The organism is Pantoea sp. X-Soil-YNGN-775 (assembly GCF_059730575.1).
Map to the genome: position 1 here is coordinate 179,296 of NZ_AP035946.1, position 21,557 is coordinate 200,852.

The 21,557-nt window shown below is 48.3% G+C and carries 17 protein-coding genes and 2 pseudogenes; 8 read left to right on the forward strand and 11 right to left on the reverse strand.

Translation table 11 applies throughout. From position 1 onward, the window contains the following. Positions 1-49: 49 nt before the first annotated feature. Both AC6I8I_RS20715 and AC6I8I_RS20720 read left to right on the forward strand, forming a co-directional pair. A pseudogene (locus AC6I8I_RS20715) lies at positions 50-442 on the forward strand (uroporphyrinogen decarboxylase/cobalamine-independent methonine synthase family protein); the annotation flags it as partial. A gap of 630 nt (positions 443-1,072) precedes the next feature. Next, positions 1,073-1,219 carry a DnaT-like ssDNA-binding domain-containing protein gene (locus tag AC6I8I_RS20720; protein ID WP_409519759.1) on the forward strand — a complete coding sequence of 49 codons (147 nt, stop codon included), beginning with the start codon at positions 1,073-1,075 and terminating at the stop codon, positions 1,217-1,219. Positions 1,220-1,470: 251 nt separating this feature from the next. Here the strand turns inward: AC6I8I_RS20720 and AC6I8I_RS20725 are convergent, their stop codons facing one another. Then, positions 1,471-2,199, reverse strand: coding sequence for a hypothetical protein (locus AC6I8I_RS20725; RefSeq protein WP_312053776.1), 729 nt, complete (start codon positions 2,197-2,199; stop codon positions 1,471-1,473). Positions 2,200-2,708: 509 nt separating this feature from the next. Between AC6I8I_RS20725 and AC6I8I_RS20730 the strand changes: the two genes are divergently transcribed. Beyond that, on the forward strand, positions 2,709-3,056 hold the full coding sequence (locus tag AC6I8I_RS20730) for a cupin domain-containing protein (protein WP_312053778.1): 348 nt from the start codon (positions 2,709-2,711) through the stop codon (positions 3,054-3,056). 148 nt (positions 3,057-3,204) lie between these two features. Here AC6I8I_RS20730 and AC6I8I_RS20735 read toward each other — a convergent pair whose 3' ends face one another. Continuing rightward, the gene (locus AC6I8I_RS20735; RefSeq protein ID WP_312053780.1) at positions 3,205-3,936 is read right to left on the reverse strand and encodes an aspartate/glutamate racemase family protein; all 732 of its coding nucleotides are present in this window, start codon (positions 3,934-3,936) and stop codon (positions 3,205-3,207) included. 474 nt (positions 3,937-4,410) lie between these two features. Between AC6I8I_RS20735 and AC6I8I_RS20740 the strand changes: the two are divergent. Continuing rightward, positions 4,411-4,671, forward strand: a pseudogene (locus AC6I8I_RS20740) (methionine synthase); the annotation flags it as partial. Positions 4,672-4,837: 166 nt separating this feature from the next. Here AC6I8I_RS20740 and AC6I8I_RS20745 read toward each other — a convergent pair. Together AC6I8I_RS20745 and aspT are read right to left on the reverse strand one after the other, a co-directional pair. Next, the gene (locus tag AC6I8I_RS20745) at positions 4,838-6,430 is read right to left on the reverse strand and encodes a bifunctional aspartate transaminase/aspartate 4-decarboxylase (RefSeq protein WP_497828848.1); all 1,593 of its coding nucleotides are present in this window, start codon (positions 6,428-6,430) and stop codon (positions 4,838-4,840) included. A 19-nt stretch (positions 6,431-6,449) separates the two neighbouring features. Further along, a complete protein-coding gene (gene aspT, locus AC6I8I_RS20750) occupies positions 6,450-8,135 on the reverse strand; it encodes an aspartate-alanine antiporter (protein ID WP_312053783.1) in 1,686 nt (561 codons plus the stop codon). Positions 8,136-8,568: 433 nt separating this feature from the next. Between aspT and AC6I8I_RS20755 the strand changes: the two genes are divergently transcribed. Together AC6I8I_RS20755 and AC6I8I_RS20760 are read left to right on the forward strand one after the other, a co-directional pair. Continuing rightward, a complete protein-coding gene (locus tag AC6I8I_RS20755) occupies positions 8,569-10,413 on the forward strand; it encodes a sensor histidine kinase (protein WP_497828849.1) in 1,845 nt (614 codons plus the stop codon). 3 nt (positions 10,414-10,416) lie between these two features. Continuing rightward, a complete protein-coding gene (locus AC6I8I_RS20760; RefSeq protein WP_312053786.1) occupies positions 10,417-11,730 on the forward strand; it encodes a sigma-54-dependent transcriptional regulator in 1,314 nt (437 codons plus the stop codon). Between the two features lie 163 nt (positions 11,731-11,893). Here AC6I8I_RS20760 and AC6I8I_RS20765 read toward each other — a convergent pair whose 3' ends face one another. After that, positions 11,894-12,040 carry a hypothetical protein gene (locus tag AC6I8I_RS20765; RefSeq protein ID WP_497828850.1) on the reverse strand — a complete coding sequence of 49 codons (147 nt, stop codon included), beginning with the start codon at positions 12,038-12,040 and terminating at the stop codon, positions 11,894-11,896. A gap of 1,028 nt (positions 12,041-13,068) precedes the next feature. On the opposite strand from AC6I8I_RS20765, the gene iraP reads away from it, so the two are divergent. Beyond that, the gene (iraP, locus tag AC6I8I_RS20770) at positions 13,069-13,434 is read left to right on the forward strand and encodes an anti-adapter protein IraP (RefSeq protein ID WP_031377586.1); all 366 of its coding nucleotides are present in this window, start codon (positions 13,069-13,071) and stop codon (positions 13,432-13,434) included. A 522-nt stretch (positions 13,435-13,956) separates the two neighbouring features. Here iraP and AC6I8I_RS20775 read toward each other — a convergent pair. From AC6I8I_RS20775 to AC6I8I_RS20785, 3 genes are all read right to left on the reverse strand, one after another. Then, entirely contained in the window at positions 13,957-14,487 is a 531-nt protein-coding gene (locus AC6I8I_RS20775) for a GDYXXLXY domain-containing protein (protein WP_312053789.1), read from the reverse strand. Further along, positions 14,480-16,687 carry a DUF4401 domain-containing protein gene (locus AC6I8I_RS20780; protein WP_312053791.1) on the reverse strand — a complete coding sequence of 736 codons (2,208 nt, stop codon included), beginning with the start codon at positions 16,685-16,687 and terminating at the stop codon, positions 14,480-14,482. The genes AC6I8I_RS20775 and AC6I8I_RS20780 overlap by 8 nt, the downstream gene beginning before the upstream one ends. Before the next feature lie 197 nt (positions 16,688-16,884). Continuing rightward, positions 16,885-17,265: a winged helix-turn-helix transcriptional regulator gene (locus AC6I8I_RS20785; protein ID WP_069729128.1), complete on the reverse strand. Its 381-nt coding sequence runs from the start codon at positions 17,263-17,265 to the stop codon at positions 16,885-16,887. Positions 17,266-17,364: 99 nt separating this feature from the next. Between AC6I8I_RS20785 and AC6I8I_RS20790 the strand changes: the two genes are divergently transcribed. Beyond that, complete coding sequence (locus AC6I8I_RS20790) at positions 17,365-18,096, forward strand: SDR family NAD(P)-dependent oxidoreductase (protein ID WP_312053794.1); 732 nt, start codon at positions 17,365-17,367, stop codon at positions 18,094-18,096. 103 nt (positions 18,097-18,199) lie between these two features. Here AC6I8I_RS20790 and AC6I8I_RS20795 read toward each other — a convergent pair whose 3' ends face one another. From AC6I8I_RS20795 to AC6I8I_RS20805, 3 genes are all read right to left on the reverse strand, one after another. Further along, the gene (locus AC6I8I_RS20795; RefSeq protein WP_312053795.1) at positions 18,200-18,763 is read right to left on the reverse strand and encodes a TetR/AcrR family transcriptional regulator; all 564 of its coding nucleotides are present in this window, start codon (positions 18,761-18,763) and stop codon (positions 18,200-18,202) included. Between the two features lie 240 nt (positions 18,764-19,003). Continuing rightward, complete coding sequence (locus AC6I8I_RS20800; RefSeq protein ID WP_312053797.1) at positions 19,004-19,705, reverse strand: glutathione S-transferase family protein; 702 nt, start codon at positions 19,703-19,705, stop codon at positions 19,004-19,006. 507 nt (positions 19,706-20,212) lie between these two features. Continuing rightward, on the reverse strand, positions 20,213-21,526 hold the full coding sequence (locus tag AC6I8I_RS20805; RefSeq protein ID WP_312053799.1) for an amidase: 1,314 nt from the start codon (positions 21,524-21,526) through the stop codon (positions 20,213-20,215). Between the last annotated feature and the right edge of the window lie 31 nt (positions 21,527-21,557).

Below are 21,557 nucleotides of genomic sequence, written 5' to 3' on the forward strand. Positions count from 1 at the left end.
TATCAATTATAACCTTTTAAAACATATAGATAACTCAGTTTTTGGTCGCTATGGCTACGGTATCAAAGCCAACACCGACTGGAAGAAGACGCTCGGCACCGAGTGGCGGCAGTATGAAGAGGTGTTCCCTAAGCTGCAGAAATCAGCCATCGACATCATTTCGCTGGAGTGTCAGAACTCACGCGTGCCGATGGATCTTATTGAACTGATCCGCGGCAAAAAGGTGATGGTGGGGGCAATTGACGTGGCAACTAACGCCGTTGAAACCGCCGAACAGGTCGCCAGTACCCTGCGTAAGGCGCTGCAATTCGTTGATGCAGATAAACTTTATCCGTCGACCAACTGCGGCATGGTGCCGCTATCCCGTCAGGTTGCCAGCGGTAAACTGGCTGCGTTAAGCGCCGGTGCGGACATCGTTCGCCGGGAAATTCTCGGCAAATAATCTCCCTTTCTGCACACCTGTAAAGGCTCAGTCCGGACGGTTTAATCCGGCCGGTTTTCCGAGATCTTCCGGACTGAGTACATCTGAATCTGCGCCGTTTTAGCGGCTGTAAAAAGAGGGTCTTCTGCAGAACCCCTGCAAAACTCTTCTGCAAAACAGATTATTTTTTGACCGCCAGATGCTTCCAACCCTGGTGACGATTGTCGTTGTATTTATCTATCATCTCCTGTCTTTTATGACCCAGCAACGTACGTGTAACGTCGATCTCAATTACTGGATGTCCTGACAGAATTCGATTGCTCCGGTGAAGCGATGCCCACTGTCGGATGGGCTATTTTCGATGCTGAAAACCGCTGCATAATTTTGCCGGATTTTCGTGAAAACAATATCCCTGTAAATCAGTGAGCTTCAAAAGGAGCAGTGCGGCAGCGGCGTTATCGTGAGCGTCAGAAGGCAAAGTGTAACGTTACGACGCAGCATTACGGTGAAACATCTCCTGGCGTAACGGACATGCGTAACGCATCCGGGGTAACGCAACGAAATCTTGCAGATCCTGTGCCTCTGAATGACCCGGTAGCAAGCATGTGAACATGTCATATCTTTTCGCAGGTACCACAGGTACGGTTCACCATGCATCCTGAGTGGCAACCATCTTCTGATCTGATTCAGATTGCAGCAGTGGCAGGCATAACCCTTGATAAGCTACCAGAACCCGCCCAGATTGCTGGATTTCGCGCATTCTGGCGATCCAGTTCAGACAGGCACAGTAAGGCCTGAAGCTGGCTCAGCGACTGGCGGAGGGATAAAAGTTAAAGGTGAGAAGGGCGCCACGCCGTGACGTGAACGCAATATCTGATGCGCCCTATGAAATTCCGGAGCGGTTCAGAGGGGCTGAGCATAAAAAAGCCATGTTGCATATAGTGCGTGATGAGCACAAAGCGGACATACTACTACTTCCTTTTTATGCACACTAAAAGCACATGATTGTCGGCCAAAGTCGAAATAATTCATTCTACACAACTTGTGATTTACATCAGTAAAAACTCGTCAAACGCCGCCATTGCCTCCTTTCGGTCAGCAAGGAGTGCTATTTTCTCCAGCTCCGAAAGATGTGAACCGGGCGTGGGTAGGGCAGAAGCTGTGTCCGCAAGCCATCGATTAAAAAGAACACTGCTAAATAATTCCGGGGCCGGTGTCTTCTGTAATTGGGCCATCTCGATATACTTAGCAATAACTGGATTGACCTTAGAATACGTAAACCGTGAAGAGGGATGGTTTACCACAGCCACCGGCACGCTACCCGCAAGCGACCTAATCCGATTGCCGTTACGTAGGCTGAAGCAAATAATCAAATCCGGAGCCAACACTTCCAGAACTTCGGTAAATGCTTTCTCACTGCGTTGCCAGACGCCTGCCGGTGGCGCAACGCGGCTGCCCTGTAAAAATTCCTGCAAAAAGTTGTAATAAGCAACACTGTTCCAGAACTCCCTTCTTTGTGTACAGGAGAAGCGCTGTCTGACGTTCTGAACAGCAGACATTATTAAAGTAAAATGCTTATGTCGTGGAAGCTTACTAGTTGCCCGAGGGTGCCTCTCACCCAAAGCAAGCGCCTTAACGATCTCTGGAGTGACTGTTGGACGTTCATGCTGCTTATCGGCATAGTGAGACTCGCACACCAAAAGTACGCGTAATCCGCAAAATCCTCTTTCATAGTGGAGGCCGACCCAAGGTGCAAAGCGGACGTTACTTTTATTCATTGTCATCCTTAGTTACTGTCTAATCACACCATCACTGATGCCTCTAAATTATCAGAATTATTTATTCTCTTTAAACCGGTATTTGATTGAGCGCGATACGCTTCATTATTAAGCGGCCTGAATGTGCGCTTCTGGCACAAAGCGGTCTGGTGCAATTCCCTGGAGCATGCAGGCGCAGTGTGACCTGAAACTGGCAGAGAGTCTGGGTTGAGAAGGTCACTACGGCATGATGTGACGTGAATGCAATATCTGATGCGCCCTATGCGATTCGGCAGGGGTTCCGGCGTAGGTGAGAGCAACAGGCGCCATATTTGAGCGGACAAAGAACTTTAAGGTCCTGTTAAAATGCTGCTATGCCGATACATTCATGCCTGTCAGAGAGGCTGAACGGTGTAGTTCAGCGCTATAGGGAATTAATTAAAAGTATACCTGTTGCGAAACGATAGCATTTATCAGTATAACTTTCTTAAGGTCTTGATAGACGGGCAGATGTAAACAGGAGAAGGGCGATGATTTCAAAGGAAAATGCAGAGCATTATTTCTGGGGCGACGATTGCGAAGGCTGGTATCTGGTAAACCGTCAGGACATGCTGGTTATTCATGAAAAAATGCCTCCAGGCACGTCTGAAAAGCGACACTTTCACTCCGTTTCCAGACAGTTTTTCTTTGTTCTCAATGGCGTTCTTTCTATGGAGCTGGAAGGCGAATTGCACAATATTAACGCTTTGCAGGGGCTGGAAATTCCACCGGGGTCAAAGCATCAGGCCAGAAACGACACCGGGTCTACGGTAGAATTTATTGTCATTTCACATCCGACGACACGAGGAGATCGTTCTGACCTCCCTTCATCCTGCTGACGACTTTTGAACAACGGCTATGGCCTGTCTTAACGTAAGGCCAGCACGCTATGTGTTAACCTGCCTGCGTGTTTGCAACACCTGCTTCTGGCACAAAATAGTTCTGTTCAGGCGCATCGTTCGCCATTAGCGAGAAGCGGACAGCAGGTTAGCCGTTATTATGGCTGCCGCCTGTCGTTTCCGCGGACAGTCGCCTGTAGTTTTTAATGGTCGCGCTGGAAAGGCCTGCCGCCGTATCCACGATGACAAAGCTGAAAGCATTTTCAGTTATCAGGGGACTAAGATCTGTACAGGCAATCAGAAGAGCCTCAACCTCAAGATTTGCCACTGCAGACATTAAATTCTGCCACTCTGCCTGTACATCGGGGTCATGAAAACCGCTGGTTTTAACCCGTCCAATCAACGAAGTGGTCATGTCACGAAGCAGAGGTGAATCAATAATCTCTTTACCAGAAGCTTCAATCCGCTCCTGATAGAAACCTGCTTCCAGCGTAGGTTCTGTAGCCAGAACAGCTACTCTGCTGACTTCTGCAGGCAGTGACTCCAGAGCGCAGTCTGCGATATGAAGCAGTGGAATACCCGCGCTCACCGCTTTCATTTCCGCAAAATAGCAGTGTGCAAGGTTACAGGGAACGGCTATCAGACTTACTTTTGCCTGGACGAGTTCGGAAATACCCTGCTGCAGGGCTGCGATCATCGCATTATTATCAATTTTTTTGCCCGGCCAGAAAGGCGTTGGCAACGAGATGATATGCATTTTAGGAAAATCCATATCATATTTCGCGCCGTATCCGACCTGGCACTCTGTCACCAGCATATCAATGAACGGGGCTGTAGACCGCGGCCCCATACCGGCAAGCACCCCTATAGAAACAGTCATCGCCAGTGCCTCCTTTCGACATTCTCTTTGTGGTGGACGAATTATCACTGAGTTGACTGAAAATTGACAGGCGTTTGATTTTTCTTGTTATTTAAGAACATTGTTTATAGTTATCGTTTTGCTTCCCGTCGGTGACAATGTCGCGGGTAAGAACACATCTGTGGAATAGGCATATCTGACTATAACCAGCACAATCATTCAGAGCTGTATCCACCGTGTTCTGTTGATAAAACTTATGATGTTATCCTGGGCAAAGGTCAACAATAGCGTCTGTTACATGGCGCCGGAACTCAATCAGTGCATCTCCAGTATGAGGTCGGGGACTTAAGCCTTTTTTCCAGCCCATCAGAGTCGCGGGCACCACATTCACCTCTTCCGCAATAGCCTGGAGTGAGCAGCCTTTACCGCTGATATCTGAGAGCGCCTGAAACCAGTTGACCTTGTCAATATTTCTCATAGACATAACGGAACACGCATAGTGATAACGGCTATGACATTAAAGCCAACACCGACTGAAAGAAGACGCGGGTTACCGAGTGGCGGCAGTATGAAGAGGTGTTCACTAAAGAAATCAGCCAGCGACATCATTTCGCTGGAGTGCCAGAACTCGCGCGTGCCGATGGATCTGATTGAATAGATCCGCGGCAAAAAGGTGATGGTGGGGCAATTGACGTGGCAACTAATGCCGTTGAAACCACCGAAGAGGTCGTCACTACCCTGCGTAAGGCGCTGCAATAACCCTTTCTGCACACCTGAAAAGGCTCAGTCCGGACGGTTTTATTATCAACCGGACTGAGCTAAGTCTACCTGCGCTGTTTTCACCAGATAATAAAGAAGTCTTTGGCGAAACGCCTTGAAGGCCTGTCACAACGCAGTATTTTTAAATCAAGCTAGCTAGTTGCTATACATTATTTGCATTTTTGAATTCCAGATAATATTCATCTGCCATTTTTTTCAACAGACGCCCGATATTAGCGTATTGGTATTCATTAAGATTGGCCAATGAAACCCGGCCAGATGGATGCTCGCTACCAAAACCTTTCCCGGGCAGTAGTACGATTCCCGTTTCGGAAGCAATGCGGAAAAATAACTCATTGTGGGAGAAGTTACTCCTGACCCATGATGCAAAATCAGTATCATATAACTCTGTCGCAATTTTTTCCAAATCGAGCAGGGTATAATAGTCTACTGAATGTGAATCTTGTGGTACTGATACACCCAGCTCGCGATATAGAGTAGATTGACGCTGCCGAATAACCTTTTTAAGTGTATTCTTGTAGTTATCATTTTCATCCATCAGGGCAAATAAAGAAAACAATACCATCTGGATTTGTTGCGGCAGAGACAAGCCTGCTGTATGGTTTAAAGCGACGGCGCGGCTATCAGCAACCAGTCTGTCAATAAAATTTAAATCTTCTACATTAGTGATGATAGAAGTATAACGTCGGTTTAATTCCTCTTTATTCTCAAGTGGTAGTTCCTTAATCTTATCATCTAAAATGTTATTGTTATGGATGGCGATCGTTCCCAAACGCCAACCGGTTGCACCGAAGTATTTTGAGAATGAGTAGACCAGAATTGTGTTGTGGGGACATACAGAAAAAAGCGATTTAAAATCATCTGCAAATGTTCCATAGACATCATCTGTGATAATAATTAAATCTTTACGGAAATCTTCAACTATTGTTTTGATCCTGCTCAGGCAGCGTTCGTCAAGTTTTACTGAGGCCGGATTGCTTGGGTTAACGCAGAAGAATACTTTGATTGATGGGTCTTTCAATTTATCAAGTTCTGCATCACTGTATTGCCAGTTATTTTCAGCGTCAGAGTTTATTTTCACTATCTCAAAAGCATACTCATCCAGCTGTGGAATTTCAATGTAGGGTGTGAAAACGGGCATACCGATAGCCACTTTATCCCCTTTTTTGACCAGGTGGTTTTTCTCTAGTGAATCAAAGATATATGCCATGGCAGCCGTTCCACCTTCAACGGCAAAAATTTTAACATCCTCAGTCGAAGCATCGCTGCCTGACATTTCGCGTAGCAAATAATGGCTAACGATTTTTTCGCTAATTTCCAACATGCGCGATGGTACCGGATAATTGCAACCCAGAATACCTTCCACCATTTCTTTGAGATAGGCCTTGCCTGGCAAACCTAGCTGATCTTTTACATAGCTTAAAGAGCTACGCAAAAAGCCCACTTCCGGAAGGTGAATGTTTTCATTAGTGAAGCGTTCAAAGCGCTCAACAATGCCTTCCCCGTCAGGGATGCCGCCGATATCTTGCTTCATGTAAGAATAAGATAGTTCAGATTCACTCGCGGCAAACAAACCTAACTGGAAAAAGGCACGGCGGGGCAACGTTGCAAGGAAATTAGGATTTCCACGCCCTGCGTTAAGCATAATATGATTCTGATTATTCGATGCCAGCTTAATTAATTCATCTTTAAGTTCAAATGGACTGAGCTGGGAAAGTTTTTTTAAATCGTTCATATTCAGGTCTCTTTATTGGTTATACAAAAGCAACAATTAATGGTCCTAACAGCGTCAGGAATACATTAGCGAGGGCATAGGTGATTGCAAAAGGCGCGGTAGGAACTGAATTGCCGGCCTTTGCAAGGATCTCACCAAATGCGGGATTAGCACTACGTGCACCGGATAAAGCGCCAGCGAAAACAGCGGTATTGTCATAACGTAAAATATAACGACCAATTAGCATTGTGATAAGTAAAGGAACAACTGTTACCACTAATCCAATGACAAAAATAGATAAACCACGTTCAGCTATAGTGTGTATTGCTTGTTGGCCGGATTGTAATCCTACGACAGCAACAAACCCGGCCAGGCCTAAATCTCTTAATAATCCAGAGGCTGCTGTAGGCATATTACCCCTGACCATATGGCGCGACCGATACCAGCCAAAAAGCAGTCCGGAGAACAGCGCGCCACCACCTGCACCTAAGGTTAAAGGTATATCGCCGAGATGAACTACTCCAAGCCCAACCAGTAAACCTGCAGCAATACCTAAACCATGATAAATAAAGTCAGTTTTTTCATTAACCGTGATGATCGGGCCTACACTCTGAGCAAGTCTTTGTATATCTTCATCCAGACCATATACGGTTACAACATCACCGGGTTTCACAATGGTTGAATTTAACAGTGGAATTGATCTTTGACCTCTGCTTAGGCGCAAGAAGTAAACGCCGTGGCGCAGGGTTTTATTTGTTAAGAGTAATTGAGCAATTGTTTTGTCTGCATATTCTTTACCAGAGATAATAATGTCTCTGGTTGCTACTACCATATCCATACCATCCCGGTCATTTGTTTCCGGGCCCAACGTTTTTTCAAGTTGAATGATTCCTGAACGACGTCCTACGATTAATAAAACATCGTCTTTTTCAATGACAAGATTAGAGCTTAGGCCAATAATCTTACCATTACGCTTAACTCTCTCAATTGTAACTTTACCGGATGTGCTCAGACTCTCTATGTGTGAAATAGTTCGGCCTGCTGCTTGCCCGGCTTTATATACTCTTCCTACAAGTTGGGGAAGCGCTGACGTTTCTCCGGGACAGTAATTCCTTTGACCATTTAAAAGTTCAGCTTCAGCTTTAACGGCATCTTCTCGCAAGCCGCGTCGCATGAACCAGGGAAGAACATTCACACATAAGATGATGGCACCGAGCGAACCAAATATGTAGGTTACGGCGTACCCTATAGCAACATTTGATTGCAGGTTTTGTGTCACAGATGCGCTTAAACCTAATTTATCTATAGCAGAACTAGCGGTACCAATAATTGCTGATTGAGTTAATGCACCCGCCGCGATGCCAGATGCAGTCCCTTTGTCCAGGTCATATATCCTGGCCATAATGACGACAGTTGCGAATGCGGTAAGAGCCTGAACAGCAGCAAGAATGATTTCTTTTATAGACTTCAATCCCAGTGAACTGAAGAATTGAGGCCCACTCTCGAAACCCACTGCATAAATGAAGAGTGCAAAAAGAACGCCTTTGATGCCGTCATCTATAGTAACTCCAAACTGACTAAGAATGACTGAAACAACCAATGCGCCAGCAACACTACCAAGCTGGAACTTACCAAACCTGAATTTACCAATCCAGGCGCCAAAAGCTAATGCGATGAATAATGCTATCTCCGGGCTCATTTGGAAAATGGAATGTATAATAATCACAACGAGCAACCCCTCTTAAAGAAAAGCCTGTTAAGAATAATTTAGAAGTAAGTCACATTGAAAGATGGAGTCTGGTGCAGTGTATTAATATTAAGTAATACCCTGATTTCATATCCGCCGTTTTCGGGAATGAGTATATTTCTTTGCCGGGATAATAAATTATGATCAGGATCAATCCAGGAGTCTGGAATAATTATTAAATAATTGAATTTTTAAAATAATTCGGCTAGCCGGAATGAATTTTCTTTTCTGGTTCGGAAATCCGGATTTCACTGTTTTTTAAGATGGTGGCTTAATTTTTTTAATGCCTCAGCGTCAAGGCTTTTCACCAGCGGGCGGGGATCATATGTTCATTCTGTTTATAAAGTTGCTTAATTTATTACGTCTTTAGACTATAATGGGTCGCTTCTGCAAAACGATCAGGCGAGATAGTGTGAAAATCAAAATTGGAAAGTTTGGAGTTCGCTCTGGATTTTTCGTGCGCGGTAGATTTTTGTTACTGATGATAATGATTGTTATTATTATTTCCTCATTGACTATCATTTATGATGGTGTACATAAACGTATAAAATTTCTGAATACTGAACTACATCAGAAGGGTCTTGAGTTAACGTTGAGAGTTAAGCGTTATGAGTTCATACCTTACTCTCTGGCTACCAATGAGCATATCATCAACTTTTTGAAAATCGTCGATAAAAACGATGAGGATTATGTTGAATTAAATCGATATCTTAGCGCGATAAAAAAACAAACTCATGCACTGGCTTTATATCTCCTAGATGATCGAGGGAAGGTTGTTGCCAGTAGCGATGATGATGACGATAAAAGTGCTATAGGTTACAATTTATCTCATCGTCCTTACTTTCAGAAGGTTGAACCCAATAAAACCATTGGCTATTTTGGCGTTGGAATATCAAGCTTGATATCAGGGTATTATCAGGCGAATGGCATCTATGTTAATGGTGTTAAAAAAGGGGTGGTAGTTACAAAAATAAATTTGAATGACCACATAAAGAATGACAATAACAACTATCACACAGTTTTGCTGGATAGAAACAAGATCGTTGCATATTCCTCCAATCCTGACTGGTTCTATCATGTGGTCAATAAACTTTCACTGGAAGATAGTAAGAAAATTATCAATGAAAAAAGATATTATAATGCAGTGATTCAGGGGGAGGATGTTAAATGGGAACTCTCCCTGGGTAATCGTGCTGGAATAGCCTTAGTAAATAACTCACATTATGTTTATTACTATAACTACATTCCGGAAATAAACATGATCATTGCGGGTCTGGTTCCACTAAGCCAAATAGTATGGGCTGTGCTGCCATCCATTGTCGCTGTAAATTTGACGTTGGCTTTGATACTAATACTCATTTATGCAATGAATCAAAGAGGACAAATTATTAAGCTTAGGTTAGAAAAGCAGCAAGCATTAGAAATAAAAAAAGAAAAGCTGGAGTATATTGTTAACCAACGAACAAGTGAATTGTTTGAACGAAGTAAGCAGCTCGAGGCGGAGATTCAGGAGCGGATGTCAACCGAAAAAGCGCTGAGAGATACACAAAATGAACTATTACATAAAGAAAAGCTAGCTACCATCGGAAAGCTGTCGGTTGGGCTGGCACATGAAATTAATCAACCCTTGTCAGCTATCAATATGTTGTCAGCGAATGCACTGAAACTAATCGATATAGGTGCCACAGATGAAGCAAAAGATAACCTTTTAAGGGTTTTAAAATCTGTTGATTTCATTGGCCGACTCAGTAATCAGTTACGAACTTTTTCCAGATCAAAAGATGATTCAGTCGGCCCGGTGTCGGTAAGCGCGAGTTTGGATAATGCCATGTTGCTAATAAGCCATCTTTTCAGGCAGTATGATTGCAGATTTACTAAACTTTCAACAGATGTTGATGTTTGGTGTATGTGTAATAATATAAGATTAGAACAAGTGTTTGTTAACCTCCTAAGTAATGCGCTTGATGCTGTAATAGAAAACCAGACTGCAAGGATCGTAACTGCTGAATGGGCTATTGAAAATAACTTTGCTGTAATTAAGATTGAAGATAATGGGGTAGGAATTTCAGAAGAAAATGCAGAAAAAATCTTCGATCCCTTTTTTACGACTAAACTAAATCGTGGTTTAGGCCTGGGCTTATCAATTTCTGCCGATATCATCCAGTCTTATAATGGGACGCTCAGTGCGGAGAATGGAAAGGCAGGTGCGTGCTTTGTTGTACGTTTGCCGCTAGCTAATATTAACCAGGGTAACTGATTTATGAACAATATAGACGTACTAGTCATAGAAGATGATTCAGATATTCAGTTAGGCTGTGTCCAGGCTTTAAAGCTTGAAAAATTGCATGCCGTTGGTGTTTCTTCGGTAGAAGAGTCTCGCTATCTTTTACCCGCGTTGCGCCTTCATGGCGTTATAGTGACAGATATGAAACTACCGGGTAAAAGTGGATTTATTTTTCAAAAAGAGTTTAATCAGACAGATCCAGATGTACCGGTTATTATCATTACGGGGCATGGAGATATTGAGACGGCTGTTGAAGCTATGCATAATGGAGCTTATGACTTCCTGACTAAACCCTTTACTCCCCAGCAATTAATTAATATTGTTTTTAGAGCGTTGGATAAGCGCCGGCTAATTCATGAAAATAATCAGTTGCGTCGTAAGCTCGCAGACGCAAATACACTCGATAACAAGTTAATTGGAAACTCGATTGCCATTCATGAATTGAAAGAAAGAATAAAAGACGTCGCTGTGACGCCGGCTAACATAATTGTTTATGGTGAGACAGGCACAGGAAAAGAACTTGTCGCCAAATGTATTCACGAAATTAGCGAAAGGGCAGGGCCTTTTGTTGCATTAAATTGTGGGGCTTTACCTGAGTCTATTTTTGATATCGTTTTTTTTGGCTGTGATTCGGGCGCATTTCCTGGAGCACTAAAAGTTCGAATTGGTAAAATTGAATATGCAGACAAAGGGACGCTTTTCCTTGACGAGATTGAAAGTCTGCCATTAGCGATGCAAGTTAAGCTTGTAAGGGCTCTGGAAGAAAGATCTTTCGAACGTTTAGGTTCAAATGAAAGCATCCCGGTTGATGTTCGAATTATTGCTGCGAGTAAAACCAACCTGTCAGAGCTTGTGCAAGCTGGATTATTCCATGCTGGATTATACTTCAGACTTAATGTGATAAACATTGAAGTTCCTCCCCTACGCGATAGAGTTGAAGACATCCCCTTACTGTTTAATCTCTTTGTGAGTCAGTTTGCTCTGACCTTTAAACGCCCGATACCAGAAGTAAAACAGCACTATCTGCGTAACTTAATGTCCGATAACTGGCCGGGTAATGTCAGAGAGCTACGCAATCAGGCTGAGAGGTTTGTACTCGGTATTCATGACGCTCATGATGACAGTAATGATGAGAAAACATTAACACAAATGGTTGAAAGCTTTGAGCGAAGCATCATTCTTGTCGAATTGCATCAGCAAGGCGGAAACTTAACAAAAACCGCGGATGCGCTGAAAATTGCCAAAAGCACTCTTTTCGATAAAATTAAAAAATATTCTCTTAAGTATTGAGCTGGCTAATCTTTGAGCGCGCCCTGAATGCCTGTATCAAAATGCACACCGCACGCTTCTGGATTAACTTTTTACAGAGGATCTACTTTATAGCGCTGCTGCCGAGCGCTTGTTTGATCTGCTCGTCGTTAAATAACACACCACTGTGCTAGTCATGTCTTCATCAGTCACGTGATGAGACCCCATAAAGAAACGGTTTTCCGACGAACAGGTCATCAGTACCCTCCACGAAGCCGAAGCCGAAGCCGAAGCCGAAGCCGAAGCCGAAGCCGAAGCCGGAATTTCGCCCCGGAAACTCTGGCGCAGGCATGTTATATCAGACGCCACTTCGTAATCAGCATAATCTCCATTCCCGGATTTTAAACAGCTGGCATTCATATAATCCTGATCAGCTTATTAGTCAAAACGGCTAAAAATCTTTCCGGTACTATCTCCCTTGCGCGCGCGTTATGGGAGGCCCTATGCCATGCATTCAGTCAGTGTAGGTGGGCTGGTGCCTTGCTCTTTGTAAGTCGGGCCGGACGATGACTTCACAGTCTGCAGCTGCTGGTACCAGACCAGGTGGACTGACATTAATACTAAGGGGTTTACGCCCCTTTTTTGAATGCGATTTTGATGAGCTACAGCGCTGCCAATGGCAAGGCAAAGATAACAGTTAAATTATTTACAGTCGGGAATTCGTGAAAACCATCAGAATTCCGGGCAATTTGGCTCCCATACCAGCCACCGCTGGCCCGGAAAGTTTATTACCAGGTAATAAGTAATCGAATACGGCCGTAATGCTCGGGCTACCGTGGCAGTGTGCCTGCCGTATCGCCTCAGGCCGCCAGCGGCAGGCTGGCGGCGTTAAGCTAGGATGCTGATATTCTGAGGCTGATTAAAAAGGCTCAGGGTCGGTCCGGTTTTGAGCTGTTTTCTTCAGCCAGAAAATCTTTCTCATCAGCCCGGCAGAGGACGAAAATTCTGTTCTCCTTCAATAAATCGCTGCTGACGTAAATGTGCTTGTCAATTAACGCTAACCTGCCATGCTGGGCCCTCTTTTACCGGGGATAACCCTGATGTGTATTCATGAGATTCGCTAAATTTCGCTGCCCGTTCTGCGGTGATAGGAAGTTTACCTATTCTCTCCTGTCTGACATGAAGAAAGGTGCTCACGGAGCAGTCTGCTTTGGATGCGGCAGGCCGGTAACCGTGGCAAATTTTCAGAGGCTTACGCTGGTCAAAAAATAGCGTAATCCGACAGCGGTTTTGTTAATTATTTCCTGCCAGTGAAAATGGTTAATCAGCGTTTCCTCAACCTGATTAACTGCCAAATATAGGTTTTATAGAGTATTTCCCATGAAAAACGTTGTGTTAAGCATGCTTGCCAAAATCTCTAAAATTGATGCGGCAACCAAACAGTTAACTGCCCGCGTCGAGGCTCAGTCGCTTCTGATCAGCGCGCTGGTGCTTGCTGTGAGTAAGCAGGGCGGTGTGACTGAAATGATGGAAAGCGCCGGAAAGGCCATCAATACGATTATTGAGTCCGTGGATACCGATGAGGTGCTGAAATCGGATGCGGCTATTCTGCTGCACGAACTGCAGGACTTACTCATGATGGCCAGGACTGTTGATGGTGCCGCAGCTGAAATCGATCAGGATGGGCTTTCTGACATCACCGGCGTTTCTGCCGCAGAGGATGTGCAGCGTAAAAACGAGCAGTAGCCGAATACCTGCCGGGCTAACCGCCGCTTATTACTTCTGCAATTGCAATCTCTGTACCAACGACTATCAACGTTTCCCGGGGAGATGCGCCGGGAAACGAGCCCGCGTCGTGCGCACGCTGTTAAGCATTACGAAGGATACATACTTTACCGTGCCACATCCGGTAGCCGGCAACCTGGGTAAGCAGACAGAACCTTCTGCGCGGTAGCGTATCAACAGGATGCTGCACCAACCATAATCTGCCTGTGGTCCTCCGCTTCTGTCCCGACCGCCTTACTCACCCGATTGGCCGTTGCCCGCTTATAACAAATCTCCGCCCGGTTTAACTCAGCAGATTGCACTGGCAACTGATGCCCGAACTTTCAGCCCCTTAGTAAATATCAGCGCTAAGGCGATGATCGATAACCGGTTCCACAGACCAGCAAGGGCTTGGTGGCGATCCGCGACGTGCATCCTGGCAGGAAGGATCTTAAAGCCGCCTGTCAGAGAAGTTTGTGGCAGGTCAGCGAGCGTCGGGCATAGTTAAGGCTGAATCGCTTTACCCTGCTCATCAAGCAGATCGGTCAGGAGTGCCGTGCCATCGCTCCCGACGCGGAATGCCCCGTAACGTGCCTGCGCGAAACGCTCGCCATGGCCTTCCTGAAAGAACCAGGCGTTGGTGCCGACGGTCAGCGAGCCAGAATGTTGATGGTATTTCACCCGTAACTGATTCGCCTGCAGAGGCTCACCGTGATCAAACCGGGCCTCAGTCGCATGACGCTGCGCATCGAGGTCAACAATCAGCGTCCCGCTGGTGGGCAGGCAGGGCGCTGACAGAGTCGCGCCGCAGGTCTCAGCCTGCTGGTACAACCTCAGTTCCAGAGACCGGGTCAGGGCATAATTCAGCGCCATGTAATCACCCTGCATCAGGGAGCGCGGGTCAGCCGGCGCAAGGGGTAAAATCATGACCGCGCCCTGTTTCAGCAACTGCTCTTTTTGCCAGATGCTGACATTGACGGCCGCCAGCGCCAGCGCTATCACTGCGCCTGCCAGCCATCGGCTCTGTTTACGCATTCTCACTGGCACCTCCGATCGGTGCGGGTAACACTTTTTTGACTCCCCAAACCAGCCCCAGCAAAACCAGACCACCGACCATTAGCAGCAGGGATTTTTGCAGCAGAGTAACCGCCAGGAAGTAATACCAGCCAATGACATACAGCACCATGAACCCGCCACTGACCACCAGTAATCCCAGACTCCCCTGATAACGCGCCATCAGTATCAACCACAGGCCCAGTCCAATACCCGGTGCATAGAGGGCGACAGCCCCGCAGAGAAGGGCGGCGGGCAGTGTGATAATCGAAAACAGCGGCTGGCCGTTCCTTTTCTGACTGAGTGCACTCAGCACTAAGCCTGCCGCGATCCCTGTGCCTGTCGCAGACTGAAGCGTAGTCAACTGCGCAGTTGACCAGATGAACTCCGTGAGATACGCCGCGTTTATCCCGAGGAGACTTAGCAACATCAGACCAGCCGGGATGCCATACAGCAGGGGATGTACCGCGTCAGCATACGGCCCTGCCTGTAACCTCAGTTGATGACTGACGATCCACAGCCACCAACACGTTATTGCCGCCACCACTGCGCAAACAGCAAGGCGGCCAGCCGTCGGCGACAGATACAGCCGGGCCAGAGAATGGCCCGCCAGCACCAGAAAAAAGGTCAGGGCAGTGATGGCCATAAATCGATAAGTGCGGTCGGGCATAGCCACCGCCATCGCGGCCAGGATCGGCACCGCACACAGTGAACTGAGCATAAGGAAGCTGACGTCATTGCTGTGGATTTGCAGCAGAACGCCGGATATCAGCCCGCAGGTCGCCGCAATTGCCCATGCCAGCCCGAGGTGATGTTTACCGTCACGCTGACTGCGCAGCAGGCCGCGCGCAATGACGGCGAGCAGCAGCGAGGGGAGAATAAGAGTGGCGGCATTCGGTTGGTCGAGTAAGTCAGCGGTATAGAGCAGCAGTACCAGCAGTAACAGAATGATGATCGCTGCGATCCAGCCACCGACGCTTAGCACCAGCCTCAGATACCAGGGCAAGTCGGACGCGTGATCGCGTTGCTGAATTTCCTCAACCTGCGAGGCGCTTAGCAAACCCTGCTGTCGCAACGTGTCTGTCAGTAAGGTCAGCCTGGCCGGAACCCGATCGATCGGCTCCTCTTCAACCAGTTTGCGCTGCCACTTCAGCAGGATCGAACCATTTACCGCTAACCAGAATGCCATCAGGGCACCGGTCAAAAACAGATCACCGGTATCGTAGGCGTAAAGAAATAACCGCATGATTAGCGCACAACCAACAACGGTCAGACTGGCGATGCCCAGCGTCAGCATGCAGAGATCCTGATAGCGGTAACGGTACAGGTAATAACCTGCCAGCAGGGTGATTACCCAGCCGACCGTGATATAAGTAAAGGGGTTGGCACCGTCCCAGTCAGCGATGTTCCCGGCCACGATGGTGGTCAGCAGCAGCAGTAAAAATCCTGCCATCACCCGTGAGAACCAGCGACTTGCCAGCCAGCTCTCAGGATGATGCGCTATCGCCCGCCAGGCCAGCGCTTCCCTGACAATCAGGCAGGCTGCCAGCAGCGCCAGATATCCGTGAAGCACCGCCGTCGGGAGTCGGGTGAAGCTGTCAGACACGGCGAGATCCAGCAGTGAGGTCGGCATCGTGGTGTAATAGAGCTGGAACGCCAGGTTAGCGACCAGCCAGCTGCAAAACCACAGGCTGTTTTGCCGGGCAATCAGCGCCAGCGGCAGAAGAACGCATAACCAGGCCCGGAATAGTTCCCAGCTGTCAGCCCCGGTCTGATAAATCTGCCCATACAGCGCAAACAGGGCGCCGAAACTTAACCCTGCTGCCAGCAATGCGCTGCGTGCCAGCGTGCTGTACCAGCGCCACCAGACCACCACCGCCAGCGCGACGATCAGCAGTTCGGCCAGCGCAAATTTCGCTATCTTCGGCAGCCATGCCCAGTTCCAGGCAACAAAGAACACCGATCCGGCAACCAGTGAAAGTAGTCCCAGACAGCAAAGAACCGGGATAAGAAACTGACGCCATTGAGTCTCTGACGGTCTGACACCACAAAAAGCATAAATACGCTGACAGGTCTCCGGGGTCAGGCTCCCTCCTTTCACCTGGCGTGCAGTCTGACGGCAAAGATACTCTGCCGTGCGTGACGGCATACCGGTTATGCCCTCGGGTGCAATCTCCCTCATACTTTCCCTGCCTCTGTTTGCGGAGTTACTTTTAATGTTAACGACGGGTCTTCCCTGCGATCAATCCGCGTCTCGGTGAGTAACGCTCTGCTGAGCGGCAGAGCCGCGGATAAGTTTGCTGAATAAATTTAATCATCTTTTCGCGGACATAACAGCGTCAATCAAAGGCGACGGGTGGACCCGGATCGCAGGATGATTCAGCAAACCTCTTCTGCATGCCGGGAATCATACCGCAACTGAGCCTGCTCCATTTCCGCACCATGTTTTAGTGCCCATCCATACAGCGCACTAAAAGGCTCCTGAAGCGTCTGTGCCAGTGATGTAAGACTGTACTCCACACTCACCGGCGAAGTCGGCAGTACCTTTCGATGCACCAATCCATTGCGCTCAAGCCGCTTAAGCGCATCAGACAAGGCTTTGTGCGTAATCCCATCCAGTCGGCGACGAAGTTCATTGAAGCGCACGGGTTCACTACAAAGTACGGTGAGAATTAAAATTGACCATTTATTGGTGATGTTCTCCAGCACCGGTCGGGTTTTTCCTATTTCTGTCAGGTCATTACTCTCAATTTGAGCCATAGCGATATATTCCTCGATACCTGATATAAACAAAGTGCGTAATTGTTATTAAGTATAAAAATTATATCATCTGTTTTCCATCCCGACAGGAGTGAGCAGATGCGTAGATTAGAGAATAAAGTTGCCCTGATACTCGGCGGAGCAAAAGGCATTGGTCTGGCTATCAGCCAGCGATTTGCCAGTGAAGGTGCAACGACCTGGCTGACCTCGCGCCGAAATGAAGAGTTGGAAGCAGCCAGCCACACCATAAAGGGCACCGCCAGGCCCGTTCGTGCTGATGTCAGCCAGGTAAGCGAACTGACACGGATAGTTGATGTAATCAGGGCAGAGTCTGGCCAGATAGATGTGCTGGTCATCAATGCCGGAATGGCGGAATACTCGACGATTGATGACGTCACCCCGGCACATTTTGATGCTATTTTCGGCCTGAATGTGCGTTCACCGCTTTTTGCTATGCAGGCTGCACTTCCCCTGATGAAGAAGGGCGCGAGCGTCGTTTTGATCGGGTCGATTGCCGATGTGATTGGCACGCCGGGATATGGCGTATATGGCGCCAGTAAAGCAGCTCTTCGTTCTTTTGCCCGCACATGGACAAAAGAACTCTCCGCCCGTGGCATTCGAATAAATGTTGTCGCCCCTGGCCCCATCGATACGGAAATGATGCTTGCGGCCTCTGAAGAGCTACGTAATGGGATAATCAGCACCATTCCGTTATCAAGAATGGGCAGGCCTGAAGAAGTTGCCAGTGCTGCACTATTCCTCGCAAGCGATGAAAGCAGTTATATAGCCGGAGCAGAAATCTGTGTGGATGGTGGCATGACCCAAGTATGATCAATGACGTTCAGTTTTACTAACACCAGAGAAAGGCTGAATGAGAGACGAACCGGGCTATTACCCGGTTTTATCTTTCGCCAAAGCGGGTCGCTGTCAGTGGCTAGGCAGGCAGAGGCCCGGACGCGCGATATGAATCGACCAGCGCATCGAAAAGCGAGATATCCGAGCGACTTCTGGCAAAAAGCTGGGCACCGACAATAGCGGCGAAAATTGCCCGTGCTCTGGATTCACTCTCACTGGATTCGCACACCTTCGCAGCCACCAGAAGCTTACTGAGCCATGCAATGTTTACTTCAGCAAATTTCTGAATTTCTTTCGTCATTTCAATCGGTAAAGTATCAGTTTCAGCGCCCATGAAACTGCCTAGGCAGAGACGATTGTCGGCCTCAAGCGATCTGCGGAAGATTTCAGGAAAGCGACGCAGCGCGTCAATCGGAGATGGGCTTTCTGATTCGATCATCTCGAGTGCGAGCGCACCGTCCTCCCAATAGCGTCTGGCAACGGCAATACCCAGATCGGCCTTGCTGGGAAAATGGTAGTAAATACTCGCCGCTTTGATACCAACAGCTTCCGCGAGGTCGCGGAAATTCAAACCATTGTAGCCGTGCGATTGGGCAATTTTTTTGGCCGCCAACAAAATGGCTTCCTTAGAATTGACGCTCATCCTGGTACCTTTCGTCCTGCGACGTTCTGTTCAATAAAGAAGGCCATTTTACAGCAAACACCTAACGTGTGACAGGTAGATTGTCAGTGGAGCAGTGCGTTCATGTGATCAGGGCGCGCAGGCTTAAGCCGTTCCATCATGATTCAGCTGGCGGCATCGCCAGCCAACTGAGTCGCTACGGTCACCGGGAAAGTTAAAGGATGGCGATCCCGGCGTACCGGCGTTTTCATTGAGAAGCTATTACCGGGCTGGCGAATCCAGCTCAGGAATGCCGCTGCTGCGATCGGCGTAGGCTGCCTGGAAAGCAGGACGTTTTGTCCAGCGCTGCCAGTACGCATCCAGGAACTCAAAACGCTCGTCCAGTGGCGTGGCATTGACCGGGAATTTCGAGAAGGCGATGGCGGTTGCCAGCGTAATGTCCGAGAAGGTCGGGGCATCGCCGCCGAGCAGCCATTCGCGGCCGTCTGACAGATGACGATTGACCAGGGCGGCGTGAGCCAGCGCTTCCTTGCGGCAGTGTTCGCCCCAGGCCTCATTTTTGGTCAGTTCCAGCTTGAAGCCGAGTCCGGTGTGCAACACGTGGAACGCGGTAACGATGCGGTACAGGATGTGCACCCATACCCGGTTATCCCACATATTATCCAGCCCCTGTTCCAGTGCGGTCTCTCCCATGATCTTGCGACCGGGATACTCCTGATCAAGATAACGCACGATGGCAGCCGTTTCGGAAATATAGCTACCGTCAGCCAGTTGAAGGGTAGGCGTTTCACCCCACGGGTTCATATTCAGATGACGCCAGCCACGCTGTTCACCGACCGGCGACATGTCATAGATGGTCTCGGCAAACTGGTCAGCGATGCCCTTTTCGTGCATGAACAGACGCAGACGCTGTGGATTCGGAAAGGCTGAAGGCGAAGTGAAAAGCTGAAGTTTAGTTGTCATGGTCGATCCTTTAGGTTGGTGGCTGGGTTGCCTAACTAACGTTAGGTAGATAAACCTTAGCGGGCGATTTGACCTGCGTCAACACCTATCTAACACTTGTTAGGTAAATATTTTCTCTGCCGTCCCGGTTAATACGCTATCTCAGCGTCTGCACAGCTGAAGGTGAGGGGAATGAGGTGGAACGGCCGGGCGATGCACATTACCGGTAAGATCGAATGAAAATGACTGTTCAGGTGCAGTGCAATGTCGCATTGCTGGCGACTCACTGCGGTACGAACCCAAAGCCAGCCGGGCCAGCCTGACGATATCGCAGCAATACAGAATCGGCTTCGCTCTTTGGCGAAGGCCAACGCTCTGACCGAAGCCTGTCTGAATAAAACAGCCTGACCTGATGCCGACGCACACTCTTCAATGAGCAACGCAAGCGTTCTGATTCTGGCCCCGGGATTACCGTCAGTGTATTCATTGCCGACCGCGCCTCTCTCCGTTGCAGAGGCAAAATTGCAGTTATATCTGCTGTAAAACGGTTTCACATGCCAGTGCTAATGAGAGTAAAAAATGCTCATCCCGCGTTTTGGCGAGTAACTCCATACCAACCGGTAACCCCTTGCCGGTGTTACCACAGGGCAGCGTGATGGCAGGCAATCCGCTAATCGCTGCCAGCTCAGGAGCGCAGCCCGGTGGCATTTTTTCAAGACTTACCGGTTGTCTGGCGACGGTAGGATAGAGAAAGGCATCTATACGATAGTGCTCTGCGCTGCAGTTTAGATTCAGATTTAACCTGCGCACAAAGCGACGGCCATTCAGCCATTCTGGTGTTTTCAGACTTTGCCATTTAAGCATCTGTTCCAGCAGCGATAGGTATTCAGGCAGATAGTCACCGGAGGCGATGATCGCTTGCAGACTGGCTGGCCCGTTTTGCTGCAGCTTCAACCAATGATTAATCGCCACCTGAAATTCATACAGGCTCAGACACTGCTGAGATTCAACCTCTGTCAGAATGGGCAGATCCACCTCAACTATCGTTGCACCCGCCATCCGGAGCTGGTCCAGCGCCTGGTACCAGGTTGTAAGCTGAGCCGGATCTTCGCCTTCCAGCGCACGAATGACACCAAGGCGTACTGAACGCAAACCCACGGCTTCAGGTTTATCCGGCTGGATGCCATGTATAATCGCGTGCAGAATCGCCGCATCCCTTACGCTGTGGGTCATCGGACCGACGGTATCTTTACTGATGGATAAGGGTGCTACGCCCTCAAGCATGCTGCGCCGGAAGGCAGGGCGTAACCCCACCAGGCCGGTGTAACTACAGGGAATGCGGATTGAACCGCCCGTGTCGGTACCCAGTGCCGCGTCGGCCATACCGGCAGCGACGGCAGCGGCACAGCCGCCGCTTGATCCACCCGCCGTCACCGTCAATTGCAACGGATTAAGCACATCACCGCCAATCGAGCTGCGCGATCGAACGTCAAAAGCAAACTCAGACATATTCGCTCTGGCGAGAATAATCGCCCCCGCAGCACGCAGGCGTTGAATGACCCGCGCGTTGGATGCCGCTCTTACTGTGCTCAGCCCTTTGCAGCCGAGTGTTATTGGCAGAGAGGCACATGCGATATTGTCTTTTATAATTATCGGGATGCCGTGCAGCGGGCCCAGAATATTACCGCGCCGCCTTTGGTGCTGATATTGTTCAGCCAGCCTCATCGCGGCGGCATTAACGCCAATAATTGCATTGAGGTGATGCTGATCTGCCATCGCCTGCAGCCGCCGGGCAATCTCGTCGCGACAGTCCTGAGGCGGTATAAGACGCATTGCGCGCATAGAGTGAGTTCCTGGAAAAAATGAGGCAGAC